We start from the raw sequence: 18,588 nt of genomic DNA, 5'->3' as shown, positions 1-18,588 counted from the left end.
AATTTTATGATAACGAATGAAAAAACAGTTCTATTTGGTTTAGATACATTTGGTGATGTTGCCTATCATGATGTAACCAAAGAGCCATTAAGCTATGCTGAGTCATTACGAATGATTGTGGAAGAAGGTAAACTAGCAGATCAATTAGGGATAGATGTGATTGCTTTAGGGGAGCATCATCGGAAAGAATACTCAATTTCTAGTCCAGATACAGTACTTGCTGCTTTAGCAGTCACTACGAAAAATATTATTTTGGGAACAGGTGTAACTGTCTTAAGCTCAGACGATCCAGTACGAGTATTTGAACGTTTTGCGACAGTTGATGCATTGTCCAATGGGCGTGCGCAAATTATGTTAGGACGGGGCTCATTTACAGAATCTTTTCCATTGTTTGGGTATGATTTAAATGATTACAATGAATTATTTGAAGAAAAAATCGCTTTATTTAATGAACTGTTAACAGGGGAACCTGTTACTTGGGAAGGACAGCTGACGCAATCATTAAATAATATACAACTATATCCAAAAACAGAAAAACGTTTAGATGTTCAAGTCGGTGTCGGTGGTTCCCCAGACTCGATTATTCGCGCAGCTAAATATGGCTTTCCAGTCATGCTAGCAATTATTGGTGGTGAACCAGCACGTTTCCGTCCGTATATTAATTTATACCAACAAGCAGCAAAACAGTTTGGTCAACCTAATCATCCAGTAGGTATGCACTCACATGGGGTGATTGCTGATACAGACGAAGAAGCTCAAGAGATTGCTTGGCAATACTTGAAAAAATCAATGGACCAAATTGGTTCTGAGCGTGGTTGGGCACCAATGACTCGTGAACGATTTGCGTTTGAAATTTCAGAAGGTTCATATTATGTAGGGAGTCCTGAAACAGTAGCACAAAAAATTGCTCATATGATTCAAACAGTGGGAGTTAGTCGTTTTGACCTAGTTTATGGTGCTGGAGGACAATTACAAAAAGATCGTTTCCGTACTATTCAGTTATATGGTGAAAAAGTTGTTCCAAGAGTCAAAGAATTACTTGGAAAACAGAAAAAGTAGCAACCTAGGCAATATCTTGGTATCTCCGAGGTGTTTACTTCTTTTGAATTATTGGTAAAACAACATTTACATCTTTTTTAGCTGAGAAATATCGGTAAATGATAGGTAGTTACGGAGTGATTACTTAGGATGGGAGTAGGTCGCTATTTTGTTTCGAGAACAAGATAGCGGCTTATTTTATTGAACGTAACTAAAAAATGACCTCTAAATGTTTAGAGGTCAAGTTGTAGAGAAAAGTGAAAGTTAGGATAGTGTTCTTTTTCTACACTAAAATAGTATCATGCTGAATTTCGTTCGTACATTACACGAATTTAATTTTTTTTGTCAAGTTTTTTTATTCTTCTGAAACCATTAACCCGCGTTCTAAAAAGTAATATTTTTCTAAAACACCTTGATACAACATTGGTAATTCAGGATGTTTCGTTAATAAGTCATTGTATTGTGGCAATAACAAACGAAAACTTTGAGTCAAACGTTGGGCTTCTTTTGAAATAGGAATTGGTGGGAAATACAAGGTTCCATTAAATAAAGAGCAACAACAATGTATACGATGAATTTGTTGAAGGACTTCAGTAAAATAAATTGAATCCAGTGTTGTATGCGCATATAGAGCAAAGGAAAGCATTTCGGACATTTCTTTTTTCATCCAGAGCGGTTCTAGACCGATTAATTGGCGCCATAGAAAAGCACTGCCCCGTTCATTCAATTGAAAGGATGGTTGATAATAAGCAGTCATAGGTGGTTGCCAAGTATCTAACCAAAGTGGACGATGGGTACAAAGCTCTTTGTAGCGATACCACCAATCGATTGGTGAAGAGTGAAAAGGCGGATCGGCAATTAATGAGACAAAAAAAGTTAACCAACGAATTTGCATTTCGTCTCCTTTAAGAGCTGGCAAGTGCATAAAAGATAACTGCAGATGGTAATCTTGTAACACCGGCTCTAACTGTCGTACACGGCGCTGAAAGGTGGCTGAGCTGATATGCATTTCTTGTTGTAGCTGAGTTGCAGAGCGATAAGGATGGTATAGGATTTTTAATAACAGCTGAAAAGATTCGCTCCGATGCAATAAGGTACTAAAAAAGAGTGGCGCATGTTCTTTGCCATAGATTCCATGAATCGCATCTTTTTTTATATAAAAGCCAATCCCTGTTGAACGATTATACGGATCTTGTTGCCAATCTTGTAAAGCACGTTTAATAACTCCAGGTTTTTTGTTTAATTGTAACGCTAAAGCTGTTAACGGATACGGATTTTTTTCTTGTAAACAACTAAAAACTTGATAGATTAATTGATCGGGTTTTTCTAACAATAATTTAAACATCTAATCACCTCATTGCAAAAATATCACAAGATACTCTGCAGACAAAAATTCCTTAAAAGCCAAAAACCACTCTTAAGTAGTCAAAACTACTCTTAATCAGTCATAATTTGCTTAATTCGCTACTTTTAGGTCAGAAAAGAAGGAAATTATAGTCAATAAGAGCTAATTTCCCTTATTAAGAGCTAATATTAAGTAGTTAGTTTTTAGCCATTCATTCTATAAATACGAAGATACCGCGGTTTTTTCTTTTTTTCTTAGATTTCATAATGAGTAAAATTTCCTCATAATAAACATGCTAATTCAAAGAAAAAAGCACTTTTGATCGTTTAATCAAAAGTGCTTTTAAAGCTTAATGTGAGACAAAATCGGTTTTTCTTGTCTAGAAAGTGAATATTTTTAGGAAGAAAGTTTTGAAAAAGAGATAAACAACGAGAAAACTAAAAAAGGCCACCAAACCAATCCTAACAAGTAGTATCTTAGCAAATAGGCAACCCTGCACTTTTAATTGCTGTCATAGCATTTACAGATATCGGTATTCTTCTTGAGACAGTATAATAAAAAAATGGAAGTAGCAGCTGTTTATCAGTATTTCAAATGAGAAGTCAATAGAGAGGATAGCTATATTCTTATAAGGTTAGTTCTAAAGAGTACACTATTTTTTTCGGGGGTGTGCCTTGAGTGGAATGCAACAGGAATGATTATAATGATGGAAAAATTATTAAAAAAACAGAATTCGGAACTTTTATTTATCCCCGAATTCTGTTGAGTTACATATAAATTGGCTTATATACGTGATTAAGTTCCAATTAAAGTAATAACTAAAAAATATTTGAATGTTGTTAATCAATTAAGGCTTGATTTAAGTCATCAAATTTTTCATTATGAGAAGAAACCATCCCATGACCATAACTTTCTGGATCAAGGTATTGCTTGATTTGGTTCACGCTGAGTGCAGCTTCTTGAAAGGCACCCGCTAACAAGTAGACTTTCCCTTTTGAAAATTGAATATCGCCAGCTGCAAAACAACCAGGAATATTGGTAATCGTTGGTTCCTCACAAGACAGATAAAAATCTTGTTCACGATGAAATTCAAAGGCAAGCTTATCTAAGAATGAGCTGTCACGATCATGTCCATGTTGCACAAGGAGATGATCAGCACTTAACGTCGCATGGTCGTCTAGCAATAATTCCATGCGTTTGTCGATACCTTGACGGATTGCGCGAATATCACTAGCCAGGATGATTTTTCCACCGTTTTCTTTAAAGGAAGTAACGGAGGCCTCATGTGCTTTGAGTTTTTCACCGCGATAGATAATTGTCACACTATCTGTAAATTTTAAGCATTCATTTGCATAATCGACTGCACCGTCTCCGCCACCAGAAACCACCATATGCGTATCTTTTAAAATACGGTAGTCTGGAAAGGCGTAATAGACATGTTCTTGAACTGCCGTATCAATCGGAGCAGTTAGTTTTTTGGGTGAGACAATTCCGCCACCAATTGCAAATAATACAGTACGACAAGGATGAATCCGACCTTGTTCATCTTCTACATAAAAGACGTTATCTTCTTTAGTAATTTCGACAGCTTTAGAACTTGTATAAAAGTTTGCGTGAAACGTTTGGGCTTGTTGGATTAAGTTGGTACGAACATCAATCCCACGTGTTGCGGGTAGCGCACCAACATCCCAAACGAATTTTTCTGGATAAAAATTGATTTTTCCACCTAACTCATCTTGTGCTTCAAGTACTGTTACAGTCAGATCACGAAGACCTGCATAAAAGGCAGCATACAATCCAGCTGGACCGCCACCAATAATCACCACATCCACTATTGCTTGTGTCATCGAATCCCTCTTTCTATTTTTCACCATACATTTCGTCAATTAGTAATTCCATTCCTGCGAGTGATTGATAGCCGTAACCAAACATGTAGTTATAATCAACAGAATATACTTGTTTGTTTTTGATTGCTTTCATACTTGATAGTTTTTCATTATTTAAAACGGCATCCACCATGTCATTTTTCTTTGTACCAGCTGTCGTTGTCGTCCAATCGGGAACAATTAGCACATCTGGGTCGGTTTCAATTAATGTTTCTAAAGAAACATCACCTTGCACATCACGCAATACATTATCTAAACCAATCATATCGAACATCGAGTTAAAGAAACTTTCGCCATATGCTGGATAAGTAGATATTTCATTTGGGTCAGTCATAAACAAGATGACAAAGCTTTGATCATTACCAACTTCTTTGACACGATCTTTTAAGTGTTGCTCACGTTCTTTTAAGTCGGCTTTAAAACTTTCGGCAGCAGGTTCGACATCAAAGATTTTTCCTAAGTTATCAATGTCATTATAAACAGATTCAAATGTTGCATCTTGGGTAGAAGTTTCTTGAACATAAGTCGGGATACCCATTTCGTTGATTGAGTCAACGGTTCCGTTTCCCCATTCAGCATTATCAAATAAACCACCACGACCAAAAATCAAATCAGGATCAACACTTAATGCCGTTTCTTTATTAATATACCCATCCGATAAATGATTTAACTCATCAAAGTCAGCTTTTACATCAGGGTCATCCATACCAAATACCGCACCCACGCCAGCAATCTGATCTTTTAAACCTAAGTGTAATAATAGTTCTGCTGCAGGGCGAGTATTTGCCAATACACGTTCAGGCGCTTTGTCAAAAACTTGATCTTTTTCAGTCCATTCCATCCCGCCTTCTACTTTTGTAACGTTTTTGATTGTTAATGGATAGTTACTGTCTGTTGAGCTTGTGCTAGCTGTAGTATCGTTTGTGTTGCCACAGCCACTTAAAGTAAAAATAAAGGCTGCTGCTAAAAGAGTTACTGTTTTTTTCATCTAAGTTCCACCTATTCTAAATATAATAATGAAATGCTAAATGTTCTGTAATCGGGTTGCGATAAACAACACAGCGAATCCCGTAAAGTTCTTCAATCAATGCTTCTGTAAAAATTTCTTCTGGTGTACCTGCAGTGATAATTTCCCCATTTTTCATAGCAAAGACATAATCGCAATAAGCCGCCGCCAAATCTAAATCATGCAAAGCAGCTAAAACACCAATATTGAGGTTTTTAACACTTTCCATTAACTCTAATTGATAACGAATATCTAAATGATTCGTTGGTTCATCTAAAATTAAAAATTCCGGTTGCTGTGCCAAAGCACGTGCTAAGATGACGCGTTGTTTTTCACCACCAGAAAGGGAAAGAAAACTCTCATCACGATAATCTGTCAATCCCATTTCGTGTAAAGCTTTTTCAACAATCGCATAATCTTCTTGAGAGTCCGTTTCTAATAAACGCTTATGAGGTGTTCGTCCCAATAAGACCATTTGGAAAACGGTAAAATCAAAACTTAGCTCATTAAATTGTCCTACGACACTAAGTTTTTGTGCAACTTTTTTGGCAGAGGTATGCAATAAATCCATATTGTTATAGACAATTTTTCCTGTTTCAGGGATTAAGCCTTTATAAATTGTTTTTAACAACGTTGATTTTCCACTACCATTTGCACCAATAATACCGACAAATTGATTTGTTTCCATAGAAAGAGAGAGCTGCTGAATAATATCTTTTTTCCCTAATTTGACTGACAAATTTTCTATCTCTAACATCTCTAACCTCCAAAACGATATTCTTTTTTAAGAATAATATAGATAAAAATAGGTGCACCAATAATTGCTGTTAAAATCCCAATTGGTAAATCCGTATTTGGCAATAAAACACGTGATAATAAGTCAGTCCAAACTAAAAATAGCGCACCCACAAAACCAGACATCGGCAATAATTTTTTATGATCTGAACCATAAACGCCACGAACGATGTGTGGAATAATTAAACCGACAAAACCAATCATACCGGAGTTTGCTACAATTAAACCGGTCAATAGTGAGGCAATCACCATGTAAAGCTTGCGATAGGTTCCTAATGGAATGCCTAAGGTCACTGCCGCCTCATCACCTAAAAGCATTGTATTTAACACTCGAAATTGGAAAGAAAAGAACAGACTAACCATCATCGTAACGATTGCTAAAAGTGGTAATTTGCCCCAACTTGCTGAAGCTAAACTTCCCATCGACCAAAAAGTGACTGTTTTCATGCCCTCTGCATTATTTGCCAAAAAGACAATTAAACTAGAGATGGAACCGAAAATGGAGTTGATGACGGTACCAGATAAGACTAACTTTATAGAGGTCATTTTGCCACCAACACTAGAGAGTAGGAGGACAAAAAATGTTGCAAGTAGTGCGCCTAAAAAGGCACTGAAGGATAAGCTGATTTGTGAAAAGACACTAGCTGTTCCAAAGCCCACCATAATGGCAAAAGTTGCTCCTAAAGAAGCACCAGAGGAGATTCCTAAAATATAAGGATCAGCTAAAGGATTTTGTACGACCGCCTGCATAACCGATCCGCTGATGGCTAATCCGCAACCGATAAAAATAGCAGCTAAAACACGAGGGGTACGAACAAACCAAATAATATTGATGACGGATTGATTGACATTATCGATTGACCCAAGTGCGCCATTAGTTGTTTTATACAAAAGAATTTGCCAAATGTCAGTAAAGGAAATATCGGCTTGTCCATTGCCTAATGAAAATAAAATAGAAAAAATAAAGAGTGCAATGAATCCCAGTGTAATCAAAAGCTGTGTATTACGTGGGAGAGTGGGTTTATTGATTGTTTTTGCTAATTGCAAAGAGTCACCTTCTGTTCTTCATAACGTAATGAGAATTTTTTTATTCAAATGAGAATGATTCTCATTGTCAGATATAGTAACATGCTCGTTTTTATTTTTCAATCTATTTTTTTGTGAATTATTCAAATTTTCTAACATTGGCTTTTTATTTTTGAAGGAGTATCATTAAAGAAAAGGCTCTATCTGGGAGAATTTTAAAGAAATAAGGAGGGAAAAGAAGTGACTGGAATCTTATATTTTTTGGTAATTATTTTTGCTAACACGATTGGTTCGGTTTCAGGAATGGGTGGCGGTGTGATTATTAAACCAGTCTTGGATTTTATAGCGCAGGATTCAGTGGCCGCCATTTCTTTTTATTCGACAGTCGCAGTCTTTGTCATGTCGATTGTGTCGACCTATCGACAAATTAAAAATGGGATGTCGATTCGTTTGCAGCTAGTTATTTGGATTTCGTTAGGAGCAGTGATTGGTGGAATTTTTGGCAATCTATTATTTGAAAAATTATTAGGATTAACAAACGAAGAAATAGTGCAATTTATTCAAATCATTTTGACGATTGTTACGTTAGTTTTTGCATTCTTATATTCTCGTTACGAATGGAAAAATTTTACGTTGCAGGGTGTTCCCTGGTATCTTTTGTGTGGATTAATTTTAGGGTTTCTCGCTAGTTTTCTAGGGATTGGCGGAGGACCAATTAATGTGTCAGCGTTAATGTTACTGTTTGCGATGCCTATTAAAGATGCAACGGTGTATTCGATTTGTACGATTTTCTTTTCACAGCTTTCTAAATTAGTGACAATTGCTTTGTCTACTGGTTTTGAACGATACGACTTAATGATGCTTTGGTTTGTTATCCCCGCTGCAATTTTAGGAGGACTGTTAGGTGCAAAAGCGAGCCTTATTTTTTCTGCAAAAAAGGTGACACTTATCTTTCAAGGAATCATTTTATGTGTCCTATTAATCAATATTTATAACGCTAGTCGTTTATTCTAATGGAAATAATATCATTTTTTCACAAAGTTAAAATAAATGCATGAAGAAAGCACTTTTTTTAAGCCTATTTATTGCAATTCCGTCAAAAAGGAATATCATTGATAATGAGGAAGTGTGAGTGAACGATTTAGGAAAAAAATTGCTGATAAACGATTATTTTTTAAAGAAATTATTAGTAAGAGTAATTTGTAACAAGTTACGTAATTTTTAGAACTATTTCATGGGTTCACGCACAGATTTAATAATCTTTATTTTTCCTAAAATAAAGAAGAGGAGGAATCATTATGGATATTGTTACATTAGCTCGAATCCAGTTTGCGATGACGACGGTTTTCCACTTTTTCTTTGTACCATTTTCAATCGGTACCGGATTAGTTGTGGCAATTATGGAAACTCTTTATGTGACGAAAAAAGATGAATTTTACAAAAAAATGGCAAAATTTTGGGGAAACATATTTCTACTTAGTTTTGCAGTAGGGGTAGTAACAGGACTTATTCAAGAATTTCAATTTGGTATGAACTGGTCAGAATATTCTCGTTTTATGGGAGATATTTTTGGTGCACCATTAGCAGTCGAAGCTTTACTTGCCTTTTTCTTAGAATCAACATTTTTAGGATTATGGATGTTTACTTGGGATAAAGTGAGTCCTAAATTACACGTTGTTTTTATTTGGCTAGTATTTATAGGCTCAATGATGTCAGCCTTTTGGATTTTAGTTGCCAACAGTTTCATGCAACATCCAGTAGGGTACACTATCAATAATGGTCGTGCAGAAATGAATGATTTCGTTGCATTAGTTACGAATCCAAAAGTTATGTATGAATTTTCTCATGTTATTGCAGGAGCAATTACTTTAGGAGGAATTGCTGTTGCTGGTATGGCAGCTTTCCGTCTGTTGAAGAAAAATACGTTGACGGAGCTTAGCACTACTGTATATAAAAAATCATTGCGTATTGGGCTTTGGGTCGGTTTGGTGGGTTCACTTTCAGTATTAGCAGCCGGTGACTTCCAAATGAAAGCCATGCTTGAAACACAACCTATGAAGTTTGCAGCAGCAGAAGGTTTGTATGAAGATTCTGAAGATCCTGCAGCTTGGACACTAGTTGCCTGGATGAATGAAAAAGAAAAAGAACGTGTTTTTGGTGTCGAAGTACCTTACATTTTAAGTATCTTATCTTATCATGAATTATCAGGTTCTGTAGATGGGATGAATACCATCAATGAACGATTAATTGAAGAATATGGGGATAGAAATTACTTCCCACCCGTCAATGCTTTATTCTGGAACTTCCGTGTTATGGCAGGTTTTGGTATGTTGATGTTGATGGTATCAGGAATTGGTTTATTCTTAACACGTAAAAAGAAACCAATTCTTTATGAAAAACAATGGATGCTGTGGATTGTCGCCTTAACTACGTTTGCACCATTCTTAGCTAATACAGCTGGTTGGTTGTTAACAGAATTAGGTCGTTATCCTTGGACAGCTTACGGTTTATTTACAATTGAAGAAAGTGTATCACCAAATGTATCTGCAATTTCGCTGTTAATTTCAAATATCGTGTATTTTGCCTTATTCTCAGTGTTAGGTTCAATCATGGTCTATTTGGTTGTTCGTACTTTAAGAAAAGGGCCAGATGCGTTAGAAGCAGCAGAGCATGAAGAACCTACAATTGATCCTTTTGCGGGAGGTGCTTTCAATGAGTAGTTTACAATTATTTTGGTATATTTTAATCGGTGTGTTATTTGCAGGTTTCTTCTTTTTAGAAGGCTTTGACTTCGGTGTAGGGATGTCTGTTAAAACACTTGCACACAATGAAAAAGAAGAAGATCAATTGATCGAAACAATTGGACCTGTTTGGGATGGAAATGAAGTATGGTTAGTTACAGCAGGTGGCGCAATGTTCGCGTCATTTCCATACTGGTATGCCTCATTATTTAGTGGTTATTACCTAATTTTACTCCTTGTTTTAGTTGGTTTGATTATTCGTGGCGTTTCATTTGAATTCCGTCATCATATGCCAGCTGAAAAACGCTGGATTTGGGGTTGGACATTAAGTATTGGTAGTTTGATTGTTCCATTTTGTTTTGGGTTGCTTTTCACTAGTTTAGTGCAAGGGATGCCAATCAATGCCAATGGAGATATGAGTGCAACCTTTACAGATTACGTTAATCCTCTTTCAATCGTCGGGGGAGTTGCGTTAACATTATTATCTTATTTACATGGTTTAAACTATATTTCATTAAAGACAACTGGACCAATTCGTACACGTGCACGTAATTACGCACAAGCATTATACGGAATTGCGTATGTTGGACTTGTAGCGTTTGCGGTGTTGTTATACTTTAATACGGATTTCTTTGAAGTAAAACTTGCTTCAACCGTGACATTCTTAGCATTAATGGTTATTTTCACGGTCGTAGCAAATCTAGCTTTATTTAAAGGAAAAGAAAAAACAGCATTTATTGCTAGTGGTTTAACACTGGTATCATTAGTTGTTTTATTATTTACAGGTTTATTCCCTCGTTTGATGATTAGCTCAATCAGTCCAGAATACAATTTGTTGATTGAAAATGCGTCATCAACGCCATATACGTTAAAAATTATGAGTTTTGTAGCAATTGGGTTATTACCATTTGTTTTAGCGTATACTATTTGGTCATATTATATCTTTAGAAAACGTATTAAACATACAAACGTAGCGGGGTACTAATCTTATGATGGACAAAGCGATTCTCGGTTTGCCCAATATTAGAAAAATTATGGGGATGCTTGCAGGGCTTTCAGCCTTGCAAGCCCTCTTTATAATTGGGCAAGCGTATACATTATCAACCGTTATCACTAATCTATGGAGTGGCGAAAAAATTACAGATCAATATTTGATGATTGGTGCTTTTGCTGTAATTTATTTTGCTCGTCACGGTGTAACTTTTTTACGTGACAAACTATTGGATCATTATTCAGCTGAACAAGCCAGTTATTTGCGTCAGCAGTTATTAGAAAAAATCTTTCGTGTGGGTCCGCAAATTGTGCAAAAACAAGGAACTGGTAATATGACGACTATGGCGTTAGATGGCATTAGCCAAGTTGAAAATTATATTCACTTGATTTTAGCAAAAATGATGAATATGACGATTATCCCTTGGCCAATTTTAGCAGTGGTCTTCTTTTTAGATATTGAATCGGGGATTGTCTTGTTATTAGTTTTTCCATTAATTATTATCTTCATGATTATTTTAGGATATGCGGCTCAGGCAAAAGCGGATCGACAATACAAAGCCTTCCAAATTTTATCCAATCATTTTATTGACTCTTTACGAGGCGTGGATACCTTGAAAATTTTTGGCTTGAGTAAAAAATATGGCAAGAGTATTTTTAAAACGAGTGAACAATTTCGTAAAGCAACAATGAGTACGCTACGGATTGGGATTTTATCGACTTTTGCGTTAGATTTCTTTACAACGTTATCTGTGGCGATTGTAGCAGTGTTATTAGGTTTACGCTTAATTGAAGGTGGTATATTGTTGTTTCCAGCCTTAACGGTTTTGATTTTATCTCCAGAATATTTCTTACCGGTTCGTGATTTTGCAAGTGATTATCATGCAACCTTAGATGGAAAAAATGCAATGACAGCTATTCGTGAAATTTTAGAGGAACCTGAAATTGAAGGGGAACAAGTTGAGGTGTCAACCTGGTCCCAACAATCTAATTTGACATTAACGGATGTGAGAGTTACTTATGATGAGCAAGCAGCCTTAGCAGTTGATTATCAGGTTACTGGGTTTAAAAAAATTGGTATCATTGGAATGAGTGGTTCGGGTAAATCGACATTTATCAACACACTAAGTGGCTTTTTACAACCAACCTCGGGCGCAATTACGCTAGATGGTCAAACAGTAAACAATTTTGCCCAACAAGATTGGCAAAAACAAATGATTTATATTCCTCAAAATCCGTATGTTTTTCAAACATCTTTACGTGAAAACATTGCCTTTTATACGCCAGAAGCTACGGAAGAAGAGATTTTAGAAGCCGTGCATGTTGCGGGACTATCAGAGTTAGTGGCAGAATTACCAGAAGGTCTAGATACACAACTAGGTGGCGGAGCTCGCGCATTAAGTGGTGGACAGTCGCAACGAATTGCAGTTGCTCGTGCCTTTTTGGATAAAGAACGTAAAATTCTCTTACTGGATGAACCTACAGCCCATTTGGATATTGAAACGGAAGTTGAATTAAAAGAGCGCATGTTGCCTTTAATGGAGAACCGGTTAGTCTTTTTTGCCACTCATCGTCTTCATTGGATGCATCAAATGGACGAAATCATAGTTATTGAAAAAGGCCAAGTAGTTGAAATCGGTAGTTTCACTGAATTAACGGCACGCAAAGGCCATTTTTATGCACTAACGCAACAAATGAGGAGGGAAGAACGTGAATAATATTCCTCTATTTAAAGCTTTTAAAAAAGATACGTGGGTCAAACCATTTTTAAAAAAATATAAAAAAGCCTTAGTTCTTGCCTTAATTTTAGGTTTTCTAACATTTTTCTCTGCAGGAGCATTAATGTTTAACTCTGGCTATTTGATTAGTCGAGCGGCGTCGTTACCAGAAAATATTTTGATGATTTATGTACCCATTGTATTTACCCGTGGCTTTGGTGTGAGTCGCCCGGTTTTCCGTTATGTCGAACGTTTAGTTAGTCATAACTGGGTGTTACGAATGACCTCAGAATTACGTTTGAAGTTGTATACAACATTAGAAAAAGATGCAATTTTCTTTAAACGTAATTATCGAATGGGAGATATTTTAGGATTACTAGCAGAAGATATTAATCATATTCAAAATTTGTATTTACGCACAATTTTCCCAACTGTTATTGCGTGGATTTTATATGCGTTTTTAATTATTGGGTTAGGTTATTTTTCATGGTGGTTTGCATTAGTCATGGCCTTGATGCTGTTTATTGTTACGTTCTTATTACCCTTGTGGTCTGTGTTAGTCAATGGCGCGCGACAAGAACAAGAAAAACAATTGAAAAATGCGTTATATACCGATTTAACGGATAATGTTTTAGGAATCTCAGATTGGATTTTCAGCCAACGTGGTCAAGAGTATGTCCAGTTACATGAAGAATCAGAAGCTGGATTGCTCAAAGTTCAAGAAAAGTTACGTCGTTTTAACCGCCGCCGCAATTTATTGCTACAAAGCGTGTTTGGCATCATTGTGGTACTATTGATTTTTTGGACGAGTCAGCAATTCGTCGGAAATCATGGCGGAGCAGCCAACTGGATTGCAGCTTTTGTTTTATGTGTCTTTCCATTAGTTGATGCGTTTGCTGTTTTACCGGATGCTGCACAAGAAACGAATATCTACAAAGATTCGTTGGAACGCTTAAATGATTTACCTGAAAAAGCTGGTATCGAACCAGTCACAACCTTAGCGGGTTCATTGGATATTGAAGTACAAAACGTGTCTTTTCGTTATGAAAAAGGAACGCGTCAAGTACTGGATAACTTGAATTTAACGATTCCTCAAGGTGAAAAAATCGCGATTTTAGGTCGCAGTGGTTCTGGAAAAAGTACTTTAGCAACGCTGATTCGGGGAGATTTGATTCCAAACAGTGGGCAATTAACCTTAGCTGGCGTTGACACCTACTGTTTAGGTGATACTATTTCAGATTACATTGGAGTTATCCAACAGGCGCCCTATCTATTCCATACAACCATTTTAAATAATTTACGGATCGGCAATGAACAAGCAACGGTCGCAGAGGTTTGGGAAGTACTTGAGCGGGTCGGTTTAAAAGAATTAGTTGAAAAATTACCAGCTGGTTTGGATACGATGGTCGATGAAGCAGGGTTGCGTTTTTCTGGTGGTGAACGTCATCGAATGGCATTAGCCCGTATGTTGTTAAAAGATACACCGATTGTTTTACTGGATGAACCAACTGTTGGTTTAGATCCAATTACGGAACAAGCCTTAATTGATACATTCTTTGGCCAATTAGATGGGAAAACAGTCATTTGGATTACGCATCACTTACAAGGAATTGAGAAGATGCAACGAGTCATCTTTATTGAAGATGGGCAATTGGAAATGACCGGTTCGCCACAAGAATTGGCTAAAACCAATGAGCGTTATCAAAAACTAAAAGCCATTGATGATGGTCGATAAAAAAGAAGATAGAAGAACAATTAGCGAAGACTAATTGTTCTTTCTATCTTCTTTTATTTATACTCAGCGTATTTGAAAATAGTTGATGCACCAAAACTTGGGTAGTAAATACCGCTTAAGTGTTCATTAATCAATAGAGCCCGTGATTGTTGATACAATGGCACAATAGCCGTGTCTTTTTCGACTAGAATTTTTTCAGCTTCAATCATTGCATCCCAACGCACGTTTAAGTCATTGGCATAATCATTTTCAATCTTAGCTAACAAGTCGTTGTATTCTTTACTGTCATAGTTGGTATTGTTCGGTGAACTTAAGCTTTCTAGGTATGTCATTGGATCTTGATAGTCTGGTCCCCAACGACCAATTGCTAATTCATATTCACTGTTACGTGTTAGTTCAATTGAGTTGTTTAGTGGTACCGCTTTGATTTCAACCTTTAATCCTGGTAAGGCATCTTCTAATTGGAACTGAATAAACTCAGCAACTTTTTTTTCAGCATCTGTATCAGAAGTTAACATTTCAATTTTGATAGTGTCACCGATTGATTTTTTAGCTGCTTCCCAATGTTCCAAAGCTTTGTCTTTATCGGTTTCCATTAAGTTGCCAGCGTCTTCGCGAAAATCTTTACCTGTTTCTGGATTGTAAACGAATCCTTTGGGAATGTATCCGTAACTTGCAACAGAACCATCTGCCAATACGTCATTAATTAATGACTCTTTATCAAGAGCATAAGCCAATGCCTTACGAACATCACTATTGGCAAAAATAGTCTCCTTCCCATCGATTATTTGATTCATTTTGAAATAATAAACACGAGACATTGGTGCGGCATGCATCAATGGATTGTCTTGATTTTGTTTTACATATTCACCGAACACTTCTGCCATGTCTAGTTGTCCATCTTCAAACAAGTTAAAGGCGGTTACTGCTTCTTTAACGACATCTACGTGAATGTTTTCAATTTTTACTTTGTCAGCATCGTAATATTCAGGATTTTTTACAAGATCCCATTTCATTGATGATTGGTCCCAGTTTTCAATATTAAAAGCGCCGTTTGATAGAATTTGTTCACTTGAGTTACCGTATTCTTTCCCTTGTTTTTCAACAAATGCTTGATTTTGAGGGAAAAAGGCAGGGAACGTTAATAATGATGTAAAATAGGGTACAGGTTTTTCCAATTGGACTTTTAATTCTTTGTCATTGACGGCTTCAACACCTAATTCTGTTGGAGACGTGCCATCATTAATGATTTGTGTCCCATTTAAAATAGTTCCTTCTAGTAAGAATAGGTAGTTTGCTTGGTTTGCTGGATCAGCCAAACGTTGCCATGCATAGACAAAATCATTCGCAGTAACATCTTCACCATTACTCCATTTTGCATCATCACGTAATTGAATGGTATACGTTTTGCCATCTTCTGAAATTTCAGGAAGTTCTTTGGCAACTGCCGGAACAACCTCATTTTGATCATTGATTTGATACAGCCCTTCAAAAACATGAACTTGGGCATTAATACTCCCAGTGTCTTGGGTGACTAATGTATTCATCGAAGCAATTTCATTTGCTTCCATTAAGTTGACTACTTTTTCTTCCCCAGCTGCTTCTTTTGAGTCATCTGTTTGTTTGCCTGTTGTACAGGCTGCTAGTGAGCCGACCATCAGCAAACTAGCAAATAACCAAATTGCCTTTTTTTTCATTGTTGTTTCCTCCTTATAGTAATTCGAAAGCGACTAAAGACATTTCCCAATCAAGGGCATCATAGCGAAAACCACGTTGGTTGCTTTCAAATTCGCCGCGTTGATTATCAATTGGATCGCCACGTAATTGTTTTTTATTAATTGTAAAACTCGCCTGAATGTCATCATTAGCAGGCATGCGGAAAATATCTAAGTTACCAAAGTAATATTTCCAGCGAGCTTCGTTGTCTCCGCGATAGGCACTACCACCAAATGATGCATCTGCATAGACCCAACCAACTGTTGGTAAGTAGAATTTTGCCCAATCGTGACAGCCTTGCGTATATTCCGAAACATATAAGCCAGACTCCCATTTGGCCGGAATTCCCGCCATGCGGCTCAATGTAATGAATAAAATTGCTTGGACGCCACAATCACCTTTTTGATTTACTGCACAAAACTCACTGATATTAGGAATGGTGTAGTATTCACGCATAAACGAATAATTCACTTGTGTAGTGACAAACTCATAAATTTTAAAAGCTTTTTCTACAAGTGTCATTTCTTCAGTAGTAATTTCTGATAATAAAGTTTTCAAGAAATCAGTAAACATGATATGAGGACTTTTTTCTTGTAACGCTTCTTTGTATTGCAATTTCTCATTTTCAGATAGTTCTTTTGGAAATGATTGATCGTCCATTAAAGAAAATAAATCATGGTACGCTGCTTCAATTTCATATTCATGAATCACTTCAAAGTATAATTGTTCGGGATTATCGGTTTGAAAAGCAATGGTACGTTGGATAGCAGTTTCATCATCGACATGAAGCATCTCGCCCTGTGTTTCAATGATTTTTGTATGATGAATCGTGCCGTTATGACGTGGTAAAGGAAGGTGTGCTAAAAAAGGTGCTTCTGCTTTACTTAACTTTTCTTTGGGAGCAATCGATTGTTTCAAACGAATTCGTGCTGTTCGTTTTTTTGTTTGTTTCATCAAGCGCACATTATCATCTAATTCGGTTTGTCGCTCGTTATCAATGGTGTTTCCTTCTTCATAACGATAGCGCTCATAGTAGTCTCGTCGTGTTTTAACCAAGTTTTCGATAAAACGGCGATGGTAATATTTTTGTCCATTTTGATAAATCCATTCCACATCACAAGAAATGACGATATCTTCTAATTCCTGTGGCTTGAAATTTTCAAAGGCATCCGCCATTAAGCGCACGGCTTCTTGTTCATCAAATGGGAATTGGTTGGCTTCTAATACGGATAGAATGGCCAATTCACCCTCTAGACGACGTTTTAGTGTTGCGCTTGTTTGTTTTTTTGCAAGTTTATGTTCGATTAACTTTTTGGCTAATGTTGTATCGCCATAATCTTTCGCACGTTGAATATCTTCTGGAATCGGAGTAGACAGATAAGATATTTCGTTTAATTCAAATGATTCCATAAAAAAAAACCTCCTAAATGATTTATTACAATTGAATACCTAGACCAGCGGAACATTCACTTAAATCAATCAATGGCACCGGTGTTGTACCTACGACACCTGGATAACGCAACTGATTCAATGAGAAAGTTGCATCTAAGTCGGCAAAACGGATGTTAGGTTGTGCTGCTGCCAAGTGAGCAGCTGCTGCTATGCTAATATTTGATTCCCCGCTCATACAACCAATCATACATGCGATACCAGCACTTTCGCAGATAGCAATAATTTTTAGGGCGGGATAAAGGCCTCCACACTTCATAAGCTTGATATTAACGTAATCAATAGCCTCCTTTTTGACTAAGGCCAAAGCATCTTGTGGGATAAAGGCACTTTCATCGGACATAATGTTATCGGTTACATGGTCGCGCACAAATTTTAAACCATCAATATTTTTAGCTGCAACAGGTTGTTCGATAAAGGCGATATTATATGAGCTAATTCGTTCAATCGCACGCAGCGCTTCTTTGGGTGTCCATCCTTGATTCGCATCCACTCGCAGTTGAACATCTGGTCCTACTGCTTTTCGAATAGCGACAATACGTTCTACATCTTCAATTGGGTCAACGCCCACTTTAATTTTGATTGCTTCAAATCCTAAATGGACATATTTTTTGGCTTCTGCTGCCATCACAGCAGGTGTATCAATGCTAATTGTCATATCAGTGCGCACGAAATCACTATGGCCACCTAACAATTTATGCAATGGTAAGTTTGCTGCTTTTCCTAAAATATCGTAACAAGCGATATCAATGGCTGCTTTTGCAGCACCATTGCCAAGAATTGCTCGATCCATAATTTCATGAATTTTCGCAATATTTAAGGGATTTTTTCCAATTAATTTTTGCGTCAGTAATTCTAAGGCTGCTTTGCAACTTTTTAGTGTTTCACCGGTGACGAAGGTTTCGGGGACTGCTTCACCAATACCGATGATGCCATCATCGGTAGTAATCTTGACAAAAATATTGTCTGCTTGAGTAATCGTTCCTAAGGCAATCGTAAAAGGTTTTTTCAACGCAGTGGATTGTGTTTGGAAGTCAATACTAACAATTTTCATGTTGACTCCTCCTTGTATCAAAAGAATAACTAAGAGTATAACATACATTTGTTAAATTGACAGAAAATTTTGTCAATTTTTCAGAAAAG

14 protein-coding genes are annotated in these 18,588 nt (G+C 36.7%); 6 read left to right on the top strand and 8 right to left on the bottom strand.

Annotated features, from left to right (window positions below; genetic code table 11):
* Positions 1-6 precede the first annotated feature (6 nt).
* Positions 7-1,059: an LLM class flavin-dependent oxidoreductase gene (locus AC4BC5_RS06510; protein WP_490497306.1), complete on the top strand. Its 1,053-nt coding sequence runs from the start codon at positions 7-9 to the stop codon at positions 1,057-1,059.
* 334 nt (positions 1,060-1,393) lie between these two features.
* Here AC4BC5_RS06510 and AC4BC5_RS06505 read toward each other — a convergent pair whose 3' ends face one another.
* From AC4BC5_RS06505 to AC4BC5_RS06485, 5 genes are all read right to left on the bottom strand, one after another.
* Positions 1,394-2,383 carry a helix-turn-helix domain-containing protein gene (locus tag AC4BC5_RS06505; protein WP_490497305.1) on the bottom strand — a complete coding sequence of 330 codons (990 nt, stop codon included), beginning with the start codon at positions 2,381-2,383 and terminating at the stop codon, positions 1,394-1,396.
* Between the two features lie 839 nt (positions 2,384-3,222).
* Entirely contained in the window at positions 3,223-4,230 is a 1,008-nt protein-coding gene (locus AC4BC5_RS06500) for an NAD(P)/FAD-dependent oxidoreductase (RefSeq protein WP_490497304.1), read from the bottom strand.
* A 13-nt stretch (positions 4,231-4,243) separates the two neighbouring features.
* Positions 4,244-5,257, bottom strand: coding sequence for an ABC transporter substrate-binding protein (locus tag AC4BC5_RS06495; protein ID WP_490497303.1), 1,014 nt, complete (start codon positions 5,255-5,257; stop codon positions 4,244-4,246).
* Between the two features lie 16 nt (positions 5,258-5,273).
* Positions 5,274-6,032: an ABC transporter ATP-binding protein gene (locus AC4BC5_RS06490; protein WP_490497302.1), complete on the bottom strand. Its 759-nt coding sequence runs from the start codon at positions 6,030-6,032 to the stop codon at positions 5,274-5,276.
* 2 nt (positions 6,033-6,034) lie between these two features.
* Entirely contained in the window at positions 6,035-7,117 is a 1,083-nt protein-coding gene (locus AC4BC5_RS06485; RefSeq protein WP_490497301.1) for a FecCD family ABC transporter permease, read from the bottom strand.
* Between the two features lie 219 nt (positions 7,118-7,336).
* Here AC4BC5_RS06485 and AC4BC5_RS06480 point away from each other — a divergent pair, with 219 nt between their 5' ends.
* From AC4BC5_RS06480 to cydC, 5 genes are all read left to right on the top strand, one after another.
* On the top strand, positions 7,337-8,110 hold the full coding sequence (locus AC4BC5_RS06480) for a sulfite exporter TauE/SafE family protein (RefSeq protein ID WP_490497300.1): 774 nt from the start codon (positions 7,337-7,339) through the stop codon (positions 8,108-8,110).
* 284 nt (positions 8,111-8,394) lie between these two features.
* Positions 8,395-9,816, top strand: coding sequence for a cytochrome ubiquinol oxidase subunit I (locus tag AC4BC5_RS06475; protein WP_490497299.1), 1,422 nt, complete (start codon positions 8,395-8,397; stop codon positions 9,814-9,816).
* Positions 9,809-10,822 carry a cytochrome d ubiquinol oxidase subunit II gene (gene cydB, locus AC4BC5_RS06470; protein ID WP_490497298.1) on the top strand — a complete coding sequence of 338 codons (1,014 nt, stop codon included), beginning with the start codon at positions 9,809-9,811 and terminating at the stop codon, positions 10,820-10,822. The genes AC4BC5_RS06475 and cydB overlap by 8 nt, the downstream gene beginning before the upstream one ends.
* A 4-nt stretch (positions 10,823-10,826) precedes the next feature.
* Positions 10,827-12,545: a thiol reductant ABC exporter subunit CydD gene (gene cydD, locus AC4BC5_RS06465; RefSeq protein ID WP_490497297.1), complete on the top strand. Its 1,719-nt coding sequence runs from the start codon at positions 10,827-10,829 to the stop codon at positions 12,543-12,545.
* Complete coding sequence (cydC, locus tag AC4BC5_RS06460; RefSeq protein WP_490497296.1) at positions 12,538-14,280, top strand: thiol reductant ABC exporter subunit CydC; 1,743 nt, start codon at positions 12,538-12,540, stop codon at positions 14,278-14,280. Before cydD ends, cydC begins: the two co-directional genes overlap by 8 nt.
* Positions 14,281-14,333: 53 nt before the next feature.
* Here the strand turns inward: cydC and AC4BC5_RS06455 are convergent, their stop codons facing one another.
* From AC4BC5_RS06455 to AC4BC5_RS06445, 3 genes are read right to left on the bottom strand one after another with little or no spacing between them, the layout of a single operon-like run.
* On the bottom strand, positions 14,334-15,977 hold the full coding sequence (locus AC4BC5_RS06455) for a peptide ABC transporter substrate-binding protein (protein ID WP_490497295.1): 1,644 nt from the start codon (positions 15,975-15,977) through the stop codon (positions 14,334-14,336).
* A gap of 13 nt (positions 15,978-15,990) precedes the next feature.
* The gene (locus AC4BC5_RS06450) at positions 15,991-17,406 is read right to left on the bottom strand and encodes a transglutaminase-like domain-containing protein (RefSeq protein WP_490497294.1); all 1,416 of its coding nucleotides are present in this window, start codon (positions 17,404-17,406) and stop codon (positions 15,991-15,993) included.
* Between the two features lie 25 nt (positions 17,407-17,431).
* The gene (locus tag AC4BC5_RS06445) at positions 17,432-18,499 is read right to left on the bottom strand and encodes a dipeptide epimerase (protein ID WP_490497293.1); all 1,068 of its coding nucleotides are present in this window, start codon (positions 18,497-18,499) and stop codon (positions 17,432-17,434) included.
* Between the last annotated feature and the right edge of the window lie 89 nt (positions 18,500-18,588).

The organism is Enterococcus sp. AMC2644, from assembly GCF_058216475.1.
This window is presented reverse-complemented; position numbering and strand designations above follow the sequence as displayed.

Coding starts and splice junctions, on each gene's coding strand:
- AC4BC5_RS06510 (WP_490497306.1), top strand. CDS start 7: ATGATAACGAATGAAAAAACAGTTCTATTTGGTTTAGATACATTTGGT.
- AC4BC5_RS06505 (WP_490497305.1), bottom strand. CDS start 2,383: ATGTTTAAATTATTGTTAGAAAAACCCGATCAATTAATCTATCAAGTT.
- AC4BC5_RS06500 (WP_490497304.1), bottom strand. CDS start 4,230: ATGACACAAGCAATAGTGGATGTGGTGATTATTGGTGGCGGTCCAGCT.
- AC4BC5_RS06495 (WP_490497303.1), bottom strand. CDS start 5,257: ATGAAAAAAACAGTAACTCTTTTAGCAGCAGCCTTTATTTTTACTTTA.
- AC4BC5_RS06490 (WP_490497302.1), bottom strand. CDS start 6,032: ATGTTAGAGATAGAAAATTTGTCAGTCAAATTAGGGAAAAAAGATATT.
- AC4BC5_RS06475 (WP_490497299.1), top strand. CDS start 8,395: ATGGATATTGTTACATTAGCTCGAATCCAGTTTGCGATGACGACGGTT.
- cydB (WP_490497298.1), top strand. CDS start 9,809: ATGAGTAGTTTACAATTATTTTGGTATATTTTAATCGGTGTGTTATTT.
- cydD (WP_490497297.1), top strand. CDS start 10,827: ATGATGGACAAAGCGATTCTCGGTTTGCCCAATATTAGAAAAATTATG.
- AC4BC5_RS06455 (WP_490497295.1), bottom strand. CDS start 15,977: ATGAAAAAAAAGGCAATTTGGTTATTTGCTAGTTTGCTGATGGTCGGC.
- AC4BC5_RS06450 (WP_490497294.1), bottom strand. CDS start 17,406: ATGGAATCATTTGAATTAAACGAAATATCTTATCTGTCTACTCCGATT.
- AC4BC5_RS06445 (WP_490497293.1), bottom strand. CDS start 18,499: ATGAAAATTGTTAGTATTGACTTCCAAACACAATCCACTGCGTTGAAA.